Genomic DNA, 18,679 nt, shown 5'->3' with positions numbered 1-18,679 from the left:
AAAAGAGGTACAATCAAATGTTTAAATATTTTAACTAATATGTCACTATTGAATTATAAAATAATTAAATTCAAATAAACTACCTTTTAGATTAACACTTCTTTGAATTTTTCCCATATTTTTACCATAGCCCAAGTGTCAAGTTCACAATATTTAAGCAAATCATTTCTAGTCTTTTGTTGTTCTTCAAGTGTTTGATTTTTCAGATTTAGGAATGCATTTGATGCTTCACCACCATTATGTACTCCGGATAATTGAGTGTAATCCAAATCAGGGTCATTCGGATACAATGCAGGCAGCACATATTTGATTGAATAAGATCCTTTCATTTCTTTTGTATAGTAATCCCTATTTCTAAATGGAATCATCAAATCAACCATATTACTGTTGAATCTTTCCATTTCATCATTTAAATCAGGATACATTTTTCCAATTTCCTTATTACGGGTAGCTTCAAACGCTTTGTTATAGACAATGACACTGCCGTCTTCAGGCATGTCTTCAATCATGCTTTCTGCAAAGTGCCTAATGATGTTTGTATCATCGGCTTCTGCCAAAAATTCCCTATGTTCAACTTCACCATTCTCATTGATGATATGCAAGGAGTACTGGAAAGGGATTTGCTGATAGGGTTTTGTTCCATCAAATTCTGGAATTGCAAAATTGCAGCTTTCATAGTCAATGAAATACAATGGATAATTAAGAGAGTCCAGTACATCTTTTACTGCTTCATTTACAATTTTAGGTTCCCTGTCGTTTAATTCAAAATCAATCTGCTCCAAGTATTTTTTATTGAGTTTTTCATTTGCCAAATCTTCAAATGAAATATTACCCTCATTATACTGTTTGAATTTAGATTTGGTCTGCATTCCACTAATGTCAAAAACGTTAGGTTTCGGTAAATCCCTTGTACAATAGTCCCAGAAATCACATAAATATGGATCAAAACAGAATCTTCCTATTTCCTTAACAGGTTCATTGTTTTCATCATATGTTTCCATCAGCTCATTGATCATGTAAATATTGTTTCTGATTTCATCCTGTTTTTCTAGAACCTCAGCAGTCAGATCATCAATCTTAAACAATTGGGTCATATCCAAATCCCCGTTTCTGACATATTCATTGTTTATATAGACAATACATGCTTTTTTTACATTTAATCCTACATTGGACAAGACGAAATACTGGTATGCGACATCATCAATGTAAATATCCTTGACTTTAGTAGAGCTTTTAACTTCATATATTTCCACACCATCAACATCATTCTTTAGAATATCAACACTGCAGAAATTATTATCAAAACTAAATGATGCTTCAGTTATGATATTTGGCTTGTTTTGAAGCAAATCATCTGTTTTTTTAATCATATTGCTTCTTTTATCATATTTGACATCCTCATAATCACCAAATAGTCCTTTTGCAAGTTCGCCCACTTTTCGCCCGGTTTCAAAAATAGCTTCATTATCCTCAACTGCTGAACCATTTGAGCAGTATTCATTTAACCAGAGAATCTTTTCACACTGTACGCATTGACAATATCTTGATTTAGATAAAAATGTTTTATTCATGATATGACTCCATAAAATCATCATTATGTTTCCGTATAATAATATTGTATCTAAATTATTTATAATTGATGTGATAAAATAATAATTAGATGATTTTATGACATCAAGAGGACCAACAATTGCAAAAAGTTTAGGAGTAAAAAAGGAATTTGACTATGAAATTTCAATGATCAGTCTTGAAATTGACTTGGATTCACCATTCATATTCTACGAATATGATGAAAATCTGACAGATATTGAAAATATCAAAAGGAAATATATATTAAAAAAGAGAGGCATGATCTTAAGCAAAGAAAAAAGATTTGATGATGCAATACTATATTTCAAATATCTAACAAAAAACTCCTATTTCGAAAATGACTGGTACCCCCACAGACAACTAGTTATCATTTCAACCAAAATAAAAAATTATGAATTAACCTTAGATGTCATACGTGAACTATTTTTAAGTAATATCTATCTCGATGGATATCAATATTACTGGTTTTTGAATAAATTAAGAATTGCACTTGAAAAATTCCCTGTTGAAGATAAAGAAGTCCAAAAATGGATTGAATATTTTGAACTTGATAAATCATTCAAGTCACCTAAGATTCATGCAGATAGAATAAAAGAAAGAGATGAAGTCATAAAAGTGCAAAGCAGAAATGCATTCGAGATTCATGAAGAAGTTTATCGTCTTGAGGAAATTGGGAGAATATATGAAAAACATGAAAATTATGAAATGGCCATCTCCCATTATTTAGACATAATTTCAGGCAAATATAAACTTAATCGATTCTATCAAAGATTATGTTATTGTTATGAGAAGATTGGTGACTTTGAATCTGAACTTGAACTTTTAAACTCTTATTTTGAAAATCCTACATTAAATAAAAGTGAAAATTATGATGAATGGTTTAAAAATAGGTTAAAGAAGGTTAATAATTATTTAATGAAAGAATTATAATTATTATTTTCAAAAATTAAAGAAGAGGATTAATTACTTAATATAATATCATATTAAAATATCTTTTATTTTTGTAATTTCTTTAATTTATTACTTACCAAATTCTCTCTCTATTTTTTTATATACTCCGTTTAATCAAACAATAATTAAATATTAAAATTTCAAATTTAAGAGCTCGAATATATGATTCGTAAAAATGATAAACATCTATTGCATTAGGTTCATGAAAATATCGTTGATTTTACAGACAAAGATGATAAATCTGGGCTAAGGTGGACTAGTTCCAGATACGAAGCTAAAAATATTTGCTTTCAATTCCTAAAAGGAATAGAGTTCAAAAATATGGATTTTATTCTCTTACGGATTATTTTTGTCTAGTAGAGTCATCCGACGATATAAAATATTGTCTAGAAAATGATCTAATCTCAAAAGAGACTTGCTCTCAAATCTATAAATGGAATAAACAGATTAGGCGTGAGAAGTGGAATATGGAGGACATTGAAGATATTCTCTGTAAGGATTTTAGAAACTGTATGAGCAGGAATTTCTTTTATAGTAATATTAAAAACTTAATAGAGCTAGGAGTAATAGAATTTGTCAGTTATGATGCAGAAAATGGAAGATTGTTTAGGGTAACTGAAAAAGGTGAGATGGTTCTTAAAGAAGTTTATTAACTGCTTTTTTTGAGATTTTTATATTAATTATTTTTTATTTTTTAATTATTTTTTTCTATAAGTTTATTAATTTTTTAATTCATATATTTAATTAAGTATATAATTTATATTAAGTTGATTTAAAATTATTAATAATTATTCTGGATTAATATGACTGCTAGAATAACTGAAAGGAGTTTGTATCCTCCTTTAGATGGATATTTAAAAGAATTGGGGTTTAATAGCGCCTCCGAAATTCGAGATGTAGAAGGACAATTAGATATTATTGCAATGAAAGACGGGAAAAAATATATTATTGAAGTTAAAATTGGTAATCCTCAAGAAAAGATAATACAAGGATTAGCTCAAGCTTTAAAATATGCTAAAGATAACGATACTCATAATGTTATAGTAATTAATTATCCGAATGAAATTAGAACAGAAAATGTTGAAGATTTAAATATAAAGCTTTAACTACTATAACTAATACTTTTTCATCTACGGACTATTTAAATGATTCAAAAGATGTTTCTCCTAAAGACTTATTTGATGAATTAAATAATTTAATTGTTCAATAGAAAAACGGATTTGGTCGATGTTAATTAGTGGTTAAAGCTATTTCTGAATCTATAAACTCGATTAAATCTACTTTAAAGAGATTAAATGCAAATGATTTGGCTAATTTGATGGATTTGATAACTGGAAAATTAGACTTATTTATGGCTTTATCTGAATTAAAAAAGGAAGATGAAGTTCAAGATATGGTTTTAAACTTAATAAGTTATTTACTAGTTAATCAAATGTTATTTTATCACGTTTTTAGTAAAAAATCCGGTAGAATTCCAGAATTAAAAGAATTAGATACCTTAAATAGTTTAAAATTACAATTTAAGAATATAACTAATATAGATTATAAATCTATTTATCAAATTGACATTATTTCAAGATTACCTGAAAATAATAATATTTTAAATTCTCTAAATGAAATTATAGCCGTTTTTCAATTAGTAAAACCGGAATTAGTAGAAACGATTTAATTGGAAGGCTGTTTCATGATTTGTTACCTTATGAAACTAGGAAAATTCTAGCTGCATTTTACACTAATCCAATTGCTGCGGACATTTTATAAATTAAAATTTAAAGAATTATCGGTGTGCGATGATGTAAAAGAACATTATGATTATTTTAGATACAATATTAACTTTAATAAAGTTTATTAACAGGAACATATTCATTTAAATCATTGAGATAAATATTTTTATTAAAAACCTGAATTGAATCTTTATCTACTAAATAATAACCTGAATATTCACCATTACTTTCTTCTGAAATATCAATGAATATTCCTTTCCCAATTAGTTTACCTTCATATTGGAATAAAATCAAAGTTTTGCCAATGAAATTAAATTTACTTTTGAAATAAAAACAACAGTTATTTTGAGTTATTAGTTTATTCAATGAAAAATCAATTGCATCATCATATGTTGGACTAACAACATCACTATTTGACATTGGTAAAATACGAATTTCTTTAATATCAGACATCTTTTCACCTTACTATTATTCTTTTAAATTATTAATAACAGGATATTTCAAAGCATTCTTTTCCATCTTATTTAAAACAATCTCTTTAACATCCAAATCAAGTGCATCTGCCATCAAAATGCAATAATTCAGCACATCTGCAAGTTCATCTGCAACTTCATCAATATCATATTCTTTTCCCCATTGAAAGTGTTCGAGAAGTTCTGCTGCTTCGATTGATATTGATTTTGCGAGGTTTTCAGGTGTGTGAAACTTTTTCCAGTCTCTTTCCTTTTGAAATTTAATTATTTCATCCCTTAATTCATCCATAATCTATGATATTTTTTTATCAATATTTACTTATTTCTAAAAATGTAAAATTCAATTTACTGATAATAAATTATTTAAAATCAAATAAATAAACCTAAACTTATATAAGGTGTTTAATATGTTAAAAAAATTAATTATAGGTTTGATAATTTTAGTTGCATGCATTGGTGTTGTCTGTGCGGTTCCGAGTATCACTGCACCTGACGGCTACACTGCTGCAGGTGACGGGTTTGTCAGCACATCCGACAGTGATGTTGCTGTTGTAATCAGCAGTTGGAACGATACAAATTTATTATATGAAAACGGAACTGATTATGGAATCTCTGAAATAGAAGACAACATATATCTTTTTGTTGATAAAACAAACAATAATTCCGGTGTAAGGGAAGCTGTTGAAATCGACGGTGACAATTATACTATAAGCATCATCGGTACCAATTGGGTTATCGATCATAATGATGACAATGACATGTCCAAAGCCAAAGAGTTATATGATGACTTAAAAGAATTCAACAAAGAGAATGATTTTGAACCTTTGGAGATATAATCCATTACCAAACTGGATTATTTTTACTTTTTTTATTTAAATCAAAATTTAAATAGCTTTTTTTATAAAATAATAACTAGTGTTTAAAATGAATGACCTTGCAAATGACTTAAACAATCTAATCGACAAATTCGGTTTTGGTGTTGAATTTACAAAAGAAGATCTTTTCAGTTATTTTGAAAGTGAAAAGGAAGCGGATTTAAAAATCAAATTGCTTATTGAAAACGATTTATTAAACCAGGATATACTTTCAAATAACTATTATATTGCAGATATTTTTACCTGCAACAATTTTTTAAGTGAATATCTAATCCAGAAAGAAGAAACAGTAAAAGAAACAATCATCAAAGCTGAAGGATCTATTAAAGCCAATGATTTTATGGAGTTTTTCACTGAATTCAAATCAGATATTGAAAAACTAGAATTGAAAAAATCAGATAATAAATTCAAAGTAAAATTGGAATTAAAAACCAAAGATGATTCAATTAAAGAAAAAATAGAAAAAAGAGGATTAAAAGTTAATTAAAATCATCCTCACTTTCATAATCATCTTCTGAGTAGTCAGTATCATCATAATCATCATAATCAGACTCATCATCATAATCATAACTGGAATCATCATAACTACCGCTGTCACTGTATCCTGAATCATAAGAATAGTCATATGAGTCATAATCAGTATCATCAATATACCAAGGATAGAAAACAACAACTGTATTGTTGTCATCACCTGAATGACTTCCACTTCCTGAAGATCCTGTATATGGCTGCACCTGAGCGGCATTTGTAATGTTACTTACTCCAAACTTGATGCTTTTAAGCATGTGCAATGCAACATCCTTGTCTTTTGCAACGATTATTATGTTGTCGTTTGTTGTTGCATTCTTGACTTCAATAATAAAGCATCCCAGTTTCTTATTTTCATATACCGGAACGCCGTCCTCAAATGTCTGTGTTGTATTTACCTTCTGTTTTTCAAACTGAGTTCCTATCTTTTGAGCACCATCAGTTGATGCCTGTTCCTGACCGTTCCAGCTGATTACCTGAACACCACTCTTTTCATCCTGATAATACTTGATTCCAAGTGAATCATTAAAAAAAGTGGAATTTTCAGAAACCGGCACTTCCATTGTTGTTGCATTGCTTATTGCAATTGTCTGGTATTCAACCTGATTTTGAGTGAATACTGTATATGCAATTAAACCTCCCAGAACAAAAATGACTGCTATCAATGCAATAATAATTAATTTTTTAGTATTCATAATTCTCTAGTAATACTTTATGAAAAAAGATATATAAATTATTTTTAATTTATTAATAACTCAACTGTTAATTTATTCATATTGTTTCAATTTGTCATTGAATGCATTCTGGAATTTGCAAGCCATCTCCAAATGCCATTTAATAGCTTCATCCCAATTCTTATTCTTTTTAACATCAAAATTTTTATAGATATCAATACGTGAAGCTTTTTTGTTATCCAATCTTTCCCAGGTTAACTCAAAACCAATTTCATCTTCAATATCATTTTTATATTCATATAAAAAATCAAATAACTCTTTATCATCATCAATCCAAAGTTGTGTTGTTAATCTTTTTTTAACTGTATTGATAACTAAAGAAACATGAGCTAAATGTTTTTCTAAAGATAAATTGTAATAATTTTGAGGATATGGACTATGAGAAATTAATTCAGGGAAATTTTCATCAATTTCATAGGTTAACTGTTCCCAATAATTATACTGTAACATTTGAGTAGCTGAATACTTATCATTACCAGTTATTCTAATTATTTTAGACCAATTATTAGGACTTGAAACAATCTGAAATTTTGGAGCTAATTTTGAGTCATCAATTTTCCATAATTCTATTCTACATAAAAATATGTTAATTTCACTGTCTGTATGTTCATTTAACCAATCAACAGCTTGACGATGCTCTTCTCTAACATCTTTAACTACCAGATAATTGTTTTAGCATCATGCCCTGATGCATAAGTAATAATTTTTCCCAAATGATCATGATCTGTTTTTTCAAGCTGATTTTCAATTACAATCTTATTATCACTGCCTGATTCTACAGCAAGAATATCAACACTAAAAGAACCTGTAGATACCTCAGTATCAATAAGTTCCATTTCAATACCAATTTCATTACTTAAAATAGCTAAATTTTCTTCTTTTGCAAGCCATTTTGTAAAATCATAAGCTTCATTTTTCCAAACAGAACGCAAATCCCTTACTCTTTGTAAATTACCTAATTGCATAGTAAATCCTCAAAAAATATTATATAAAATATAACTTAAAATAATTTCGAATCAATCGTAAAACGGCTGCCTGACACATTTCCAAACTGAAGTAAACTCATCAATATCCTCAACAAACTCGAATTCACTTCCAGGTGCAATGAAAATGTCCAGGAAATACTTTGACAGTTCATCACCAATGTCCAATATCTTTGAAGATTCAGGCATCATCAGAATATTCAAATACTTCAAATCCTCTTCACTATCCCTTGAACTTACATTAAACGGCAATTTTGGTGTGAAAACCCCATCAACTGCACTCTGTTTCATGTGATCGCTGTCGCTTCTTGAGAAGAATACTGTTTCCTTTTCAAGTTCAACTGAGCTTTCATGTAAAAGATCCAGAATCATATTTGTCAAGTCTTCATTGTGATTCACTTCAAACAGGCTTATGAACACATCAACGGGCATTCCTATTTCCAAACCGGTGAATGGATTTATCAGGATATCTGAATATTTTCCATTTGACTGTTTTAGCATGCCTGCAAGATGACTCATTTGAAGAACAATAGCAGAGCTTTCAATATCTGTTTCATCCATGAGTTTGGCGTCTGTAAAAAGTGGCACTGCCTTTTTGCCGCCTTCACCTGTCAGGTAGTTGATGCTGAATCCCACTTCCTCATCAAATGTTTGAACTTCACCTGCTTCAAATTTCTTGATTTCATCAAACATTTCTTCACTCATAACAACAGTTAAAAACAACTGTGAGCGTACAAGTTCACTTAGGAATTCATTCTGTGTCTGGCTGTTCGGTTCTGCATTAAATCTTTTTATCAGTTCTTCAAGTTTTGAATTGTTCATCAAATCCATAATTCCACCAATCTAATTAATATTGTATTGTTCGTTATTATATTAATATTGTGTATAAAATTTAAATAATATGATTTTTGGACTTCAATTTTTTAAAATAGCTTCAACAAGCCTTAAATATCAATTCAAAGAATAGTTAACTTATAAAAACCTCAAAAATAATAATCAATGGAAGTTGATACACATGATTTTGATTGTCAATTATTTAATCTGCAATTCAAATAAATGTTATAACATTCCTTCATTTTTTCCTCTGGAGGTGAATTTTTGGAGTTCTTTATACTCTATTTGGAACATATTATTTTAATATACTCCAAATTGTTAGAATAATATCTGGAGTATAACACTTAAATTTCACCTCTTTTCGAGCAATTGAACATTATTATTTTCAATGATGGATTTTTAAAAATTCTCCTTTTTGTGAGGTTTTTGCCTAGAAAAATTATTCAATTGCTCAATTAAAATAAAAGATAATTATATTTATTATATGACATTCCATAAAATAACCTACAAGAGAGTTATCTTAGGATAATCTCCAGATGAAACATGTCTTACTGGGATATTGTAGAGTATTCTTCTCTTCAATAAAGACATTGACTAATTAAATTATTTTTTATTTACTTTCATTTGATTAAAAGTAATCAAAACAATATTTATTTTAACATAGATTAATCAATCAAACCTTTTTAAAAATAGAAATTTCAATCATCAATTTTATCGGCAATATCCTCACCGACTTTGGTCAGACGATAAAGTCTTCCCCTTTTTGCTTCCTCGTTGATGCATTCTACAACACCCTTTTCCTTAAGTTCACGTAGTACTTTGGAGATATGGTTTCTTCTAATTCCAGTATCTGCTGCAAGCTGTGTTGGGATTTTCATATCATCATTCAAGGATTTTACTGCTTTTTTTCTGTAGCTTGAAATGTTTACATAAGCATATTTCTTTAATGTTTCATCATCCAATCTAACACTCCCTATATATAATATATTAAAAAATATTATATATAGGTTGTGTTTAAATTAGGTTTAAAATTTCTGGCCTATTTCATAAGCCTTTTCAAGATACTCCTCATGTTCATCCACATCACCTATGAATTTAACGCCAGGAGCTATTAATGATTCAATGAATTCCAATTCAGTGTTCATTTTAAATGGCTGGTTTTCCAATAATTCAACATGTGGTTTGTAAATATCCTCATCAGGATAAGCATGATCTATGATTGCTGCTTTTCCGTCAATGTCCGAAGTAAATCGGAGAAGCCAATATCACACCAGCACCCTCTGCAAGCTGATCAATGAAATAAATTTTTCATACTCATTTTACCATCACCACATCAACTTTCATTGTTGTAATTAAATTTTTTTGAAATGTTGAAAATTTAAAAATTAATGCAATTTTTGATATTGTAATATTGCTTTAACTTCAATAAATTATTCTCTAAACGAACGTGGAGTAGTGGGTCTTGGAATATCCTTATGGAATTCAAGAGCCAAATCCATAATTTCCACTGAGATATCACCCATTCTTTCGAATGATTTCACCACACGAGATATGTAAATATAATAATTCGACATTTCAACATCATCAAAAGAAGTTTCAACCATCTGATTAGCGATGAGATTCATGGCTTTCTGTTGGGTTTCATGAATTTTTTCTTCCGTATCCATCAAATCTCCGCGTAATTCTATACTGCCTTTAATAAAAGCATCAGTTGCATATGAAATAGACCTTTGTGAATATTTATGCATTTTTTTTAATATCTTTAAAAGTTCATCATCAACGGGGGACTTCTCATTGATAACAAATTTAGCAATATGGCCTGAATAATCCCCAATGCGCTCGTAATTGTATGCTGCCTCGCTGAATAACAAGATTTTAGAAAGTTTGGAATGAGGATCAACATCAACAACAGTTTCAACAGAGGAACGAACTTTTTCATACATGTTATTAGTGGTAAAATCTAATTTTAAAGCTTCTTCTGCTAATTTCTTATCATTATTTAAAATAGCATCAAAAGACATCTGGACCTGTTCCTTAACATGTCCGCTCATGCTGCCTAACATGTTTTCAATTAAGAAAAAGGCGGAATGCTGTTTGATGTTAAAAATTGGATTTGAAGAACCATATTTTTCATCATATTTATTTAAATCAATGACATATGCCCTTTTGACAATGTCTTCTTCAATCAATGGTTTAAGTAACTGAGTAACATATCTACGGCTAATTCTTAATTTATCTGCAATTTCATCTTGAGTAGAGGGTTTATCATAAAAAATAACATCCAAGATATCTTCTAATGTTTTATCACTCCGTGCCATAAAATCCTCTCCAATATTTAAAATAAAAAATTAAATAAACAGTGACTGTTTTATCTGTATTTTATATACTCAATATCCATTCCTCATTTAATTTAATTAATATGCATTATTCATCTTTAGGATAATCCAGATTTTTTGAATGCAAATATTTTCATATTCCTTAATTAAAACAATGATTTTAGACTTATTTAAACTTTGCTAAAATGTGAATTTTCATTCATAAAAAGTGAATCAAATTAATTGAAAAAAATATTAATAAATTTAACAATTCCAATAATGAGAATAGAAAATAATGAAAAATATATTTAAATGAAACAAAAAAATGTAAGAGTTTTAATATGTCTTGAATAAGAAATAGGAAGAATCATAGGCAATATTCATCACAAATACTCCTTAAAATCATTCTCAAAAAAATACTTTATTATATCTTAGTTTAAAATCAGACCACTATTCAAAAACGTCCATTAATGTTAAGATAAAAAAAATTGCTATTACTTAATATTTATATCACAATATATAATATTCAAAAGGAAATTTCCACCTCATAGTGAAGTTAATTTTATCCAATTCATAATCTATTTGATCATAAAATTCATTTTTAATGCACAAAATCTGAATTATCTTGCTTAATATGGATAAAATAGGTGCTTTTAATTCATATTCTATGAAATTTTGAGAGTTAAATGATATTAATTTATATACCTATTTTTTAAATGACTATTTTAATTAGCATGTTGTGTAAAGTGAAGGTGGACACTATTATAAATAAAGACAATTCAAGAAAAATTCAACATCCCTACCGGGAAAAGACAGATAAACGTGTTTTAAAAAGAAATCCGTGGCGAGATTATGGCCTACATTTAACTGTGCTTTTTTTGACAATTGTTGCAATGTATATCGGTCCAATTGAAATAACCCCTACAAAAGGGGTTACAGTTTCAGTAATGCCCTTGTTATACACAATGATTTTAGGCTTAATATTCTACCTTGCAAAACCAATAAAATGGATCCAAAGAAAACAATCCAGAATTGCTGAAGGTGCCATGATGCTTTTCATTGGAATTTTAATCGCAAAATTAGCAATATCCAGCGGTCAATCAATACATTTATTATTGGAAATGGGGCCTGCATTAATGTTACAGGAGTTAGGGCACCTTGCAACAATTTTAATCGCACTTCCTGTAGCCTTACTTTTAGGATTTAAACGAGAATCAATTGGCTTGACAAATTCCATTGGCCGTGAACCTGAAGTTGCAGTTGTTGTTGACAAGTATGGATTTAATTCTCCTGAAGCAAGAGGGATATTTGCACTATTCATAGTCGGAACAATAATTGGAACTGTATTCATTAGTTTTTTAACAAGTATTAGTGTTTCAATTCTACCATTACATCCTTTTGCATTTGCAATGGCAAGTGGAGTAGGCAGTGCAAGTATGAATGCTGCTTCTCTTGGACCCACACTTGCGGCATTTCCAGGTTTAGAAACTCAAATTGAAGCATTTGCAGGATTCAGTAATTTGTTGTCCTTTTCTGTGGGAATATATATCGTCATGTTTTTGGCTCTGCCATTCACTGAAAAATTATATACAATTTTAGAACCAAAAATCGGAAGAAAAGATATAAACCAAAAATGAGGAAGAATGAATGTCTGATTTAATCGATGAAATAACTGAAATGACATCAGAGGGCATTTTAAATTGGATTTTGCTTTTAACCATATTTTCAATTATCACAGTAATTGGTAATTGTGCGGGTTATAAACATCCCATATCAGATTCTTTAGTTGGAATAGTGATTTTATCATCTATTGTCCTTTTAAGCGTTTTTTTAGAACGAAAATTACCAATTAAAATTCCATCAATTATCTTTATTATTATAATAGGCATTATTGTAGCATTTCCCGCAATGCCTACTTCACATTTTGTTTTATATTATGTGTCTCAAATTGAAATTTTATCAATAGGTACAGTTTTTATAGGGTATGTTGGAATTGGCCTGATCGGAAATGAAACTGAGTTTAAAGAAGACAGATTGCGCGTGATTATATTTACAATATTAGTTATTTTATCTTCTTATATGGGATATGCAATGGTAGATATGTTATTTTAGTGAGCGGTGTGTTTCAGTCTGGCATTCATTTTTAATATATGAAAACAACTCTAAAACTCAATTGGCTTTGGATTGTGATGTTTGGTATCATCATCCATTTTGCTGTTAGCATTGAGGAGTCATCCATCATAAGCTGAAATTGTTCAGGTTAATTAATATCGCAGAATACCTGGGAAATTTAATGTTCACATTCATGTTGAGTATACAATTGATAAATTACAAATCATGTTAATTTTGGAAAAAAGAAAATTACCGCGAAGTTACTTTTCAAATGATGCTTATTTTTTCTTCAGCAAAAAATCTGTTCATTTTTTAGGTATTTTTTTATTTTTTTATTACATGCCCCATCATTTATTATTCACATTATGTGAATTTTATTTCACTAAATAGTAACACTTAAATAATGTAAAAAAAGACTTTCAAATTGTAGGAGAAAATCAGATCCTACATTTAATCAATTACAAAGAGGCAAAATAAATGAAAAAGAACCATAGAATTGCAGTTATTGTTATTGCAACCGTGTTAATCATTATGAGTGGAATTTTACTATTTTCAGGATTTGGAAGCTCCGAAAGAATTGATATAGTAGGTTCCACATCTGTACAACCGGTAGCTGAAAAACTAGTAGAAGAATATAAAATTACTCACCCCAATGCAAACATTAATGTTCAAGGTGGAGGATCTAGCGTAGGCATTAAAAGTGTCCATGAAGGAAGTGCAGAAATTGGTACAAGTTCAAAAGAATTGGACGATAATGAAAAAGAAGGATTAAAAGAATATGAACTTGGTCAGGATGGAATTGTATTAGCTGTTAACAGAAATAATGATGTATCAGATTTAACTAGTACCCAATTAAAAGACATATTTTCCGGAAAAATCACCAACTGGAAAGAAGTTGGTGGAAATGATGGTAAAATCCATGTTATAGTCCGTGAAGAGGGATCAGGTACTTTAGATGCATTTAAAAGTATTGTAATGGGAAATACAAAAATCAAAAGTGATGCCATTGTTCAAAGTTCAACTGAAGCTGTAAAACAATCTGTCAAACAAGATGAAAACGCTATTGGTTTTATTTCATTCGCACACATGTCTGATGATGTGAAATCTTTAAGTATCGAAGGAGTAGCTCCAAGCACTGAAAGTATCGCAGACGGTTCTTATGAATTAAAAAGACCATTTTTATTCCTTGTTAAAGGAGAACCATCAGGTGATTTAAAAGACTTTATCGACTGGATAAATAGCACTGAAGCAGATAATGTTTTAAAAGGAGAAAAAATTATCAAATCAAAATAAATAACCCGACAACAGGAATTTAAAAAATAAATATGATAACTAATGTTTTCATTATATTTTTTTATTCTTAATTTTTTTATACTGGAGGGATTTAACATGTCTAAACTTACATCTGAAACAATAATAGAGAAATCATTGTTTATTATTGCATTATTCTCTTGTTTGGTGATTTTACTTATAATAAGTTTTATATTTATCGAGGCTTTCCCTGCAATACAGGAATATGGAATCGCCCAATTTTTATTTGGAAATATCTGGGCGCCAAATGAAGGGCAATTTGGTGTTTTTGCAATGATAATTGGATCATTATATGTTACATTCATTGCACTTTTAATGTCAGTTCCTTTATCTCTTTCATGCGCAATATTTATGGCAGAAGTTGCAAGCAGTAAAGTTAGAAAGTTTTTAAAACCCGTTATTCAAACATTATCTGGAATCCCTTCTGTTGTTTATGGATTTTTTGGTCTAATTTTATTAGTCCCATTTATAAGATCTCAATTTGGGGGAACTGGCTTCGGCATACTTACTGCAGCAATCATATTGTCCATCATGATTTTGCCGACTATAATTTCGGTTTCTTATGATTCATTAAGAGCAGTTCCGCAGGACTACAAAGAAGCATCTTTAGGTTTAGGAGCAACAAACTGGCAAACAATTCGTAGAGTTGTTTTTCCATCAGCACTGCCGGGCATTATTACCTCAATTATTTTAGGAATGGGCAGGGCTGTGGGTGAAACATTGGCTGTACTAATGGTCATAGGCAATGTTGCAAAAATACCAGCATCGATTTTAAGTCCTGCTAGAACTTTGACCTCAAATATCGCATTGGAAATGAATTATGCAATCGGCATTCATTATAATGCTTTATTTGCTACTGCAGTCGTGCTGTTTATAGTAATTATTTCATTGTTAATTATTGCAAATCATATTCAAAGGAAATACAGTATGGATATTGGTGGAGGAACATTATGAATACAAAAGGAGGTATGAAAAATGAATTTTAATTTTATATCTGCAAAAATTTCTCAAAAAATAATGAATTCAATATTTCTACTTTCAGGAATTATTACATTAACAATTCTGGTAATTATTTTAGCATATATTTTAATTAAGGGCCTTCCGGTAATAAATTTAGAATTTATTTTCGGTCAAGTTGAAAATCAGGGTGCATCAGGCGGGATATTTCCAATAATCGTATCAAGTTTATATGTAACTTTGCTTTCAGTTTTAATATCCACTCCATTGGGAGTAGGTGCTGCTATTTATATGGTGGAATATGCAAATGATGGAAAATTAACTAGGATAATACGTTTTGGAGCCGAAATATTAGCTTCAATTCCTTCAATAGTGTATGGTTTGTTTGGATTATCTTTTTTTGTCATATTTTTAAATTTGGGATGGTCCATATTTTCAGCCAGTTTAGTTTTAGCTATTATGGGGATTCCAACAATATTTCAAGTTTCAGAAGTATCTATACGCTCAGTGCCAAGCATATATACAGAAGGAAGTTATGGATTGGGCGCTACAAAATGGCAGACCATTTATAAAGTTGTCCTGCCTGCAGCACTTTCCGGAATTGTCACTGGAATTATATTGGGAATGACAAGAGCAATTTCTGAAGCAGCCGCTGTAATGTATGCTGTAGGCTCATCCATTACCATGCCAATTTCAATACTCGATCCGGGTAGGCCATTGCCGCTTCATTTGTATATTTTAGCAACTGAAGGCATTTCTTTACCTAATGCCTTTGGAACTGCAGCCGTTCTAGTGATTATTGTATTGATTATTACATTTTTAACTAATTATTTCACAGAAAGATATCAAAATAAAATGATGGGAAAATAAATAAAGTAAGGAGATTTAATTATGGAAAAAATTACTGTTGAGCATTTAAATACTTATTTCGGAGATGCTCATATTCTTAAAGACATAAATTTTAAAGTAGCTGAAAACACAGTCACTGCATTAATCGGTCCATCAGGTTGTGGCAAATCAACTTTTTTAAGGTCAATTAATAGGATGAATGATTTAATACCAGCATTTAAATGTGATGGAACTCTCCTTCTTGATGATGAAGATGTTTATGCTCCTGAAATGGATGTTGTGGATTTGAGAAGAAAAGTAGGAATGGTTTTTCAAAAACCCAATCCTTTTCCAAAATCCATTTTTGAAAATGTAGCTTATGGTTTAAGAATTCATGGAGAAGAAGATGAAGATTTTATAAAACAAAGAGTTGAGGAAAGTTTAAAATCAGCAGCAATTTGGGATGAAGTTAAAGATAAACTTGATAAATCCGCAATGGGATTATCTGGAGGTCAACAACAAAGATTATGTATTGCAAGGACGATAGCCAATAATCCTGAAGTTATTTTAATGGATGAACCCTGTTCTGCTCTAGATCCAATTTCAACATTAAAAATTGAGGATTTGATTCATGAACTTAAAAAAGGTTACACAATCATTATTGTAACGCATAATATGCAACAGGCATCAAGAGTTTCAGATTACACTTCCTTTTTCTTAAATGGAGAGATTATTGAAAGTGGAAGGACAGAACAGATATTTGTAAGTCCAAAAGAACAAAAAACAGAAGAATATATAACCGGAAGGTTCGGATAATAAATTAAATTAAGGGGGTATAATAATGAATGAAAAATCTCCAAGCATCACATTTCAAAATAGAATTAACAATATTAAAGAAGGTTATGAAGAATTAGGAAATTTAACCATTAAATTAACTGGAACTGTTGTCAGATTGCTTGAAAACTATGATGAAACAGATTTTGAAAATATTGAAGAATGTTCTACTACAATAGATATTAAAACAATTGATTTAGAAAGAGAATGTATTAAATTCATGGCTACAGAACAGCCCTTAGCTAAGGATTTGATGTTTATCGAATCAACACTTCGGGTAATAAGCCATTTTAAAAGAATTTCTCATATATGTTTAAAAATTGCTAAATTAATTAAAAACATTCAATGTGCAGACATTCCTGAAAAAATTCTTAAAGAATTGGAGTATATGGGAGATTATACCTTGATTATATTAAAAAAATCGTTCTTTGTATTTTCAAATCAGGATTTGGATAAAGCAAAAGAATTACCTATTGATGATGATAGAATCGATGAGATGTATGACTCAATTTTAAATGAAGTTACCGAAAATATGATTAAAAATAATGAGTTGATTCCCTATTTTGTTGATGTTATTTTTCTGGCCAGATACTTTGAGAGAATTGCAGATAAATCAGTTAGCATAGGATCTAGAACAATATTCATGTTAACATTGAGAAGACCAAGTATTGATGATTGAATTTTGAATAATTTTATTTCTAGTGAGTATAAATCTTTCATTCACTTAAATATTTTTTATATTTCATTACTAAAATTTCAAAACTGCCAACAGTTATAATCAAGATTCAAATTAGGAATGCATATAAGTTTGATATAAATATTAAAATTATTGCGATTCCCGAAATTACCAATGTTCCATCCATTATTAACAAGACAAAAGATTATTGCAATTTGATTTGGCTTGAAAATTTAAACTTGAGGGGCGAGTATAAATCAACCATCTTAAATTATATTAAAGAAAAGTACCCTGATTTATTTCCATTATATGATTTGACATATAATAAAAAAGATAGGAGCTATTGGAAGAGCCTGAATAATGAAATTAAGGAATACTGCGAAAATCAAGGATTGCTGTATCTTAGGGATAATGACTCTATCATACAACCTTTTGATGAACCTCCAATTGTTGTAAATTATTTCTATCATGAAGAAATAACAAAAACTGCAAAAAGAAAGACAGATGCCATTAGCTATTCAAAACTCACATTCTGAAACGCTTCATATATCTCAGTCCAAAATCATATTTGATTTCCAAAATCACTGCCGTTAAGTCAATATCATCTAAGGAAATGAAAACAAAAAAAGTAGCTATTGAATTTCTCAACATTAACATCGAGTATTATGCAGGCAAGAGGTTACGAACTTTAAAACAATTCGTATAAAACGTATGATATAGTTCGCAACCTTATCGATTTGAACTACTAAACTCTGATAAAAAATTTATTTTTTGACAATTATAAAATTTTTGGAGCACTTCGAATAAGCCCATTAGACTCTTTCAAAAACTTTGTTGATTTTCAAAATCGTTTTTTCGATTTTGGTTTCAAATTAAATCTCTGCGATATATTCGTTTTAAAACACCTCGTTTGGTCTTGAATGTTCGTTTCCTTGATTTTGGCATTGTTTTTTG

General features: G+C 29.6%; 23 protein-coding genes. 14 read left to right on the top strand and 9 right to left on the bottom strand.

Going from position 1 to position 18,679, the window contains the following annotated elements; all coding sequences use genetic code 11:
- Window positions 1-86: 86 nt before the first annotated feature.
- Window positions 87-1,571, bottom strand: coding sequence for a DUF2779 domain-containing protein (locus tag MR875_09865; protein ID MCI6995143.1), 1,485 nt, complete (start codon window positions 1,569-1,571; stop codon window positions 87-89).
- 97 nt (window positions 1,572-1,668) lie between these two features.
- On the opposite strand from MR875_09865, the gene MR875_09860 reads away from it, so the two are divergent.
- The 4 genes from MR875_09860 to MR875_09845 all read left to right on the top strand — a co-directional run bounded on the left by MR875_09860 (window position 1,669) and on the right by MR875_09845 (window position 4,210).
- Window positions 1,669-2,520 (top strand): hypothetical protein, encoded by an 852-nt coding sequence (locus MR875_09860; protein MCI6995142.1) that lies wholly within the window; start codon window positions 1,669-1,671, stop codon window positions 2,518-2,520.
- Between the two features lie 488 nt (window positions 2,521-3,008).
- The gene (locus tag MR875_09855; GenBank protein MCI6995141.1) at window positions 3,009-3,194 is read left to right on the top strand and encodes a hypothetical protein; all 186 of its coding nucleotides are present in this window, start codon (window positions 3,009-3,011) and stop codon (window positions 3,192-3,194) included.
- A 150-nt stretch (window positions 3,195-3,344) separates the two neighbouring features.
- Window positions 3,345-3,647 (top strand): hypothetical protein, encoded by a 303-nt coding sequence (locus MR875_09850; GenBank protein MCI6995140.1) that lies wholly within the window; start codon window positions 3,345-3,347, stop codon window positions 3,645-3,647.
- Between the two features lie 131 nt (window positions 3,648-3,778).
- Window positions 3,779-4,210, top strand: a complete 432-nt coding sequence (locus MR875_09845; protein MCI6995139.1) for a hypothetical protein — start codon at window positions 3,779-3,781, stop codon at window positions 4,208-4,210.
- Between the two features lie 166 nt (window positions 4,211-4,376).
- On the opposite strand, the gene MR875_09840 is transcribed toward MR875_09845, so the two are convergent.
- The gene (locus MR875_09840) at window positions 4,377-4,718 is read right to left on the bottom strand and encodes a hypothetical protein (GenBank protein MCI6995138.1); all 342 of its coding nucleotides are present in this window, start codon (window positions 4,716-4,718) and stop codon (window positions 4,377-4,379) included.
- A gap of 15 nt (window positions 4,719-4,733) precedes the next feature.
- Window positions 4,734-5,027, bottom strand: coding sequence for a nucleotide pyrophosphohydrolase (locus MR875_09835; GenBank protein MCI6995137.1), 294 nt, complete (start codon window positions 5,025-5,027; stop codon window positions 4,734-4,736).
- Window positions 5,028-5,145: 118 nt separating this feature from the next.
- Between MR875_09835 and MR875_09830 the strand changes: the two genes are divergently transcribed.
- Both MR875_09830 and MR875_09825 read left to right on the top strand, forming a co-directional pair.
- Window positions 5,146-5,574 carry a hypothetical protein gene (locus tag MR875_09830; protein ID MCI6995136.1) on the top strand — a complete coding sequence of 143 codons (429 nt, stop codon included), beginning with the start codon at window positions 5,146-5,148 and terminating at the stop codon, window positions 5,572-5,574.
- Window positions 5,575-5,662: 88 nt separating this feature from the next.
- Window positions 5,663-6,100: a hypothetical protein gene (locus MR875_09825; GenBank protein ID MCI6995135.1), complete on the top strand. Its 438-nt coding sequence runs from the start codon at window positions 5,663-5,665 to the stop codon at window positions 6,098-6,100.
- Here MR875_09825 and MR875_09820 read toward each other — a convergent pair.
- The 6 genes from MR875_09820 to MR875_09795 all read right to left on the bottom strand — a co-directional run bounded on the left by MR875_09820 (window position 6,093) and on the right by MR875_09795 (window position 11,010).
- The gene (locus MR875_09820; protein MCI6995134.1) at window positions 6,093-6,836 is read right to left on the bottom strand and encodes a hypothetical protein; all 744 of its coding nucleotides are present in this window, start codon (window positions 6,834-6,836) and stop codon (window positions 6,093-6,095) included. The genes MR875_09825 and MR875_09820 overlap by 8 nt on opposite strands.
- Window positions 6,837-6,908: 72 nt before the next feature.
- The gene (locus tag MR875_09815) at window positions 6,909-7,325 is read right to left on the bottom strand and encodes a DUF4268 domain-containing protein (protein ID MCI6995133.1); all 417 of its coding nucleotides are present in this window, start codon (window positions 7,323-7,325) and stop codon (window positions 6,909-6,911) included.
- Between the two features lie 206 nt (window positions 7,326-7,531).
- On the bottom strand, window positions 7,532-7,840 hold the full coding sequence (locus MR875_09810; protein MCI6995132.1) for a hypothetical protein: 309 nt from the start codon (window positions 7,838-7,840) through the stop codon (window positions 7,532-7,534).
- A 51-nt stretch (window positions 7,841-7,891) separates the two neighbouring features.
- Window positions 7,892-8,689, bottom strand: coding sequence for an SseB family protein (locus MR875_09805; protein ID MCI6995131.1), 798 nt, complete (start codon window positions 8,687-8,689; stop codon window positions 7,892-7,894).
- Between the two features lie 701 nt (window positions 8,690-9,390).
- Window positions 9,391-9,654, bottom strand: a complete 264-nt coding sequence (locus MR875_09800; protein MCI6995130.1) for a winged helix-turn-helix domain-containing protein — start codon at window positions 9,652-9,654, stop codon at window positions 9,391-9,393.
- Window positions 9,655-10,122: 468 nt separating this feature from the next.
- Complete coding sequence (locus MR875_09795) at window positions 10,123-11,010, bottom strand: winged helix-turn-helix transcriptional regulator (GenBank protein MCI6995129.1); 888 nt, start codon at window positions 11,008-11,010, stop codon at window positions 10,123-10,125.
- 749 nt (window positions 11,011-11,759) lie between these two features.
- Between MR875_09795 and MR875_09790 the strand changes: the two genes are divergently transcribed.
- The 8 genes from MR875_09790 to MR875_09755 all read left to right on the top strand — a co-directional run bounded on the left by MR875_09790 (window position 11,760) and on the right by MR875_09755 (window position 18,261).
- Window positions 11,760-12,644 (top strand): DUF3100 domain-containing protein, encoded by an 885-nt coding sequence (locus MR875_09790; GenBank protein MCI6995128.1) that lies wholly within the window; start codon window positions 11,760-11,762, stop codon window positions 12,642-12,644.
- 10 nt (window positions 12,645-12,654) lie between these two features.
- The gene (locus MR875_09785; protein ID MCI6995127.1) at window positions 12,655-13,119 is read left to right on the top strand and encodes a hypothetical protein; all 465 of its coding nucleotides are present in this window, start codon (window positions 12,655-12,657) and stop codon (window positions 13,117-13,119) included.
- 477 nt (window positions 13,120-13,596) lie between these two features.
- Complete coding sequence (locus tag MR875_09780; GenBank protein ID MCI6995126.1) at window positions 13,597-14,412, top strand: phosphate ABC transporter substrate-binding protein; 816 nt, start codon at window positions 13,597-13,599, stop codon at window positions 14,410-14,412.
- A 96-nt stretch (window positions 14,413-14,508) separates the two neighbouring features.
- Window positions 14,509-15,384 carry a phosphate ABC transporter permease subunit PstC gene (pstC, locus tag MR875_09775; protein ID MCI6995125.1) on the top strand — a complete coding sequence of 292 codons (876 nt, stop codon included), beginning with the start codon at window positions 14,509-14,511 and terminating at the stop codon, window positions 15,382-15,384.
- A 21-nt stretch (window positions 15,385-15,405) separates the two neighbouring features.
- Window positions 15,406-16,257 carry a phosphate ABC transporter permease PstA gene (gene pstA, locus MR875_09770; protein MCI6995124.1) on the top strand — a complete coding sequence of 284 codons (852 nt, stop codon included), beginning with the start codon at window positions 15,406-15,408 and terminating at the stop codon, window positions 16,255-16,257.
- A gap of 21 nt (window positions 16,258-16,278) precedes the next feature.
- Window positions 16,279-17,031: a phosphate ABC transporter ATP-binding protein PstB gene (pstB, locus tag MR875_09765; GenBank protein ID MCI6995123.1), complete on the top strand. Its 753-nt coding sequence runs from the start codon at window positions 16,279-16,281 to the stop codon at window positions 17,029-17,031.
- Window positions 17,032-17,056: 25 nt separating this feature from the next.
- Window positions 17,057-17,728: a phosphate uptake regulator PhoU gene (locus MR875_09760; protein ID MCI6995122.1), complete on the top strand. Its 672-nt coding sequence runs from the start codon at window positions 17,057-17,059 to the stop codon at window positions 17,726-17,728.
- A 212-nt stretch (window positions 17,729-17,940) separates the two neighbouring features.
- On the top strand, window positions 17,941-18,261 hold the full coding sequence (locus MR875_09755; protein MCI6995121.1) for a hypothetical protein: 321 nt from the start codon (window positions 17,941-17,943) through the stop codon (window positions 18,259-18,261).
- Window positions 18,262-18,679 lie beyond the last annotated feature (418 nt).

The sequence above is a fragment of the Methanobrevibacter sp. genome (genome assembly GCA_022775905.1).
Taxonomy (GTDB): Archaea; Methanobacteriota; Methanobacteria; order Methanobacteriales; family Methanobacteriaceae; genus Methanocatella.
This window is presented reverse-complemented; position numbering and strand designations above follow the sequence as displayed.

What these genes read in the sequence shown, in the direction of transcription:
- MR875_09850 (MCI6995140.1), top strand. Translation starts at nt 3,345, where the DNA reads ATGACTGCTAGAATAACTGAAAGGAGTTTGTATCCTCCTTTAGATGGA.
- MR875_09820 (MCI6995134.1), bottom strand. Translation starts at nt 6,836, where the DNA reads ATGAATACTAAAAAATTAATTATTATTGCATTGATAGCAGTCATTTTT.
- pstC (MCI6995125.1), top strand. Translation starts at nt 14,509, where the DNA reads ATGTCTAAACTTACATCTGAAACAATAATAGAGAAATCATTGTTTATT.
- MR875_09780 (MCI6995126.1), top strand. Translation starts at nt 13,597, where the DNA reads ATGAAAAAGAACCATAGAATTGCAGTTATTGTTATTGCAACCGTGTTA.
- MR875_09785 (MCI6995127.1), top strand. Translation starts at nt 12,655, where the DNA reads ATGTCTGATTTAATCGATGAAATAACTGAAATGACATCAGAGGGCATT.
- MR875_09830 (MCI6995136.1), top strand. Translation starts at nt 5,146, where the DNA reads ATGTTAAAAAAATTAATTATAGGTTTGATAATTTTAGTTGCATGCATT.
- MR875_09835 (MCI6995137.1), bottom strand. Translation starts at nt 5,027, where the DNA reads ATGGATGAATTAAGGGATGAAATAATTAAATTTCAAAAGGAAAGAGAC.
- MR875_09825 (MCI6995135.1), top strand. Translation starts at nt 5,663, where the DNA reads ATGAATGACCTTGCAAATGACTTAAACAATCTAATCGACAAATTCGGT.
- MR875_09805 (MCI6995131.1), bottom strand. Translation starts at nt 8,689, where the DNA reads ATGGATTTGATGAACAATTCAAAACTTGAAGAACTGATAAAAAGATTT.
- pstA (MCI6995124.1), top strand. Translation starts at nt 15,406, where the DNA reads ATGAATTTTAATTTTATATCTGCAAAAATTTCTCAAAAAATAATGAAT.
- MR875_09810 (MCI6995132.1), bottom strand. Translation starts at nt 7,840, where the DNA reads ATGCAATTAGGTAATTTACAAAGAGTAAGGGATTTGCGTTCTGTTTGG.
- MR875_09855 (MCI6995141.1), top strand. Translation starts at nt 3,009, where the DNA reads ATGGAGGACATTGAAGATATTCTCTGTAAGGATTTTAGAAACTGTATG.
- MR875_09760 (MCI6995122.1), top strand. Translation starts at nt 17,057, where the DNA reads ATGAATGAAAAATCTCCAAGCATCACATTTCAAAATAGAATTAACAAT.
- pstB (MCI6995123.1), top strand. Translation starts at nt 16,279, where the DNA reads ATGGAAAAAATTACTGTTGAGCATTTAAATACTTATTTCGGAGATGCT.
- MR875_09840 (MCI6995138.1), bottom strand. Translation starts at nt 4,718, where the DNA reads ATGTCTGATATTAAAGAAATTCGTATTTTACCAATGTCAAATAGTGAT.
- MR875_09865 (MCI6995143.1), bottom strand. Translation starts at nt 1,571, where the DNA reads ATGAATAAAACATTTTTATCTAAATCAAGATATTGTCAATGCGTACAG.
- MR875_09815 (MCI6995133.1), bottom strand. Translation starts at nt 7,325, where the DNA reads ATGTTACAGTATAATTATTGGGAACAGTTAACCTATGAAATTGATGAA.
- MR875_09795 (MCI6995129.1), bottom strand. Translation starts at nt 11,010, where the DNA reads ATGGCACGGAGTGATAAAACATTAGAAGATATCTTGGATGTTATTTTT.
- MR875_09860 (MCI6995142.1), top strand. Translation starts at nt 1,669, where the DNA reads ATGACATCAAGAGGACCAACAATTGCAAAAAGTTTAGGAGTAAAAAAG.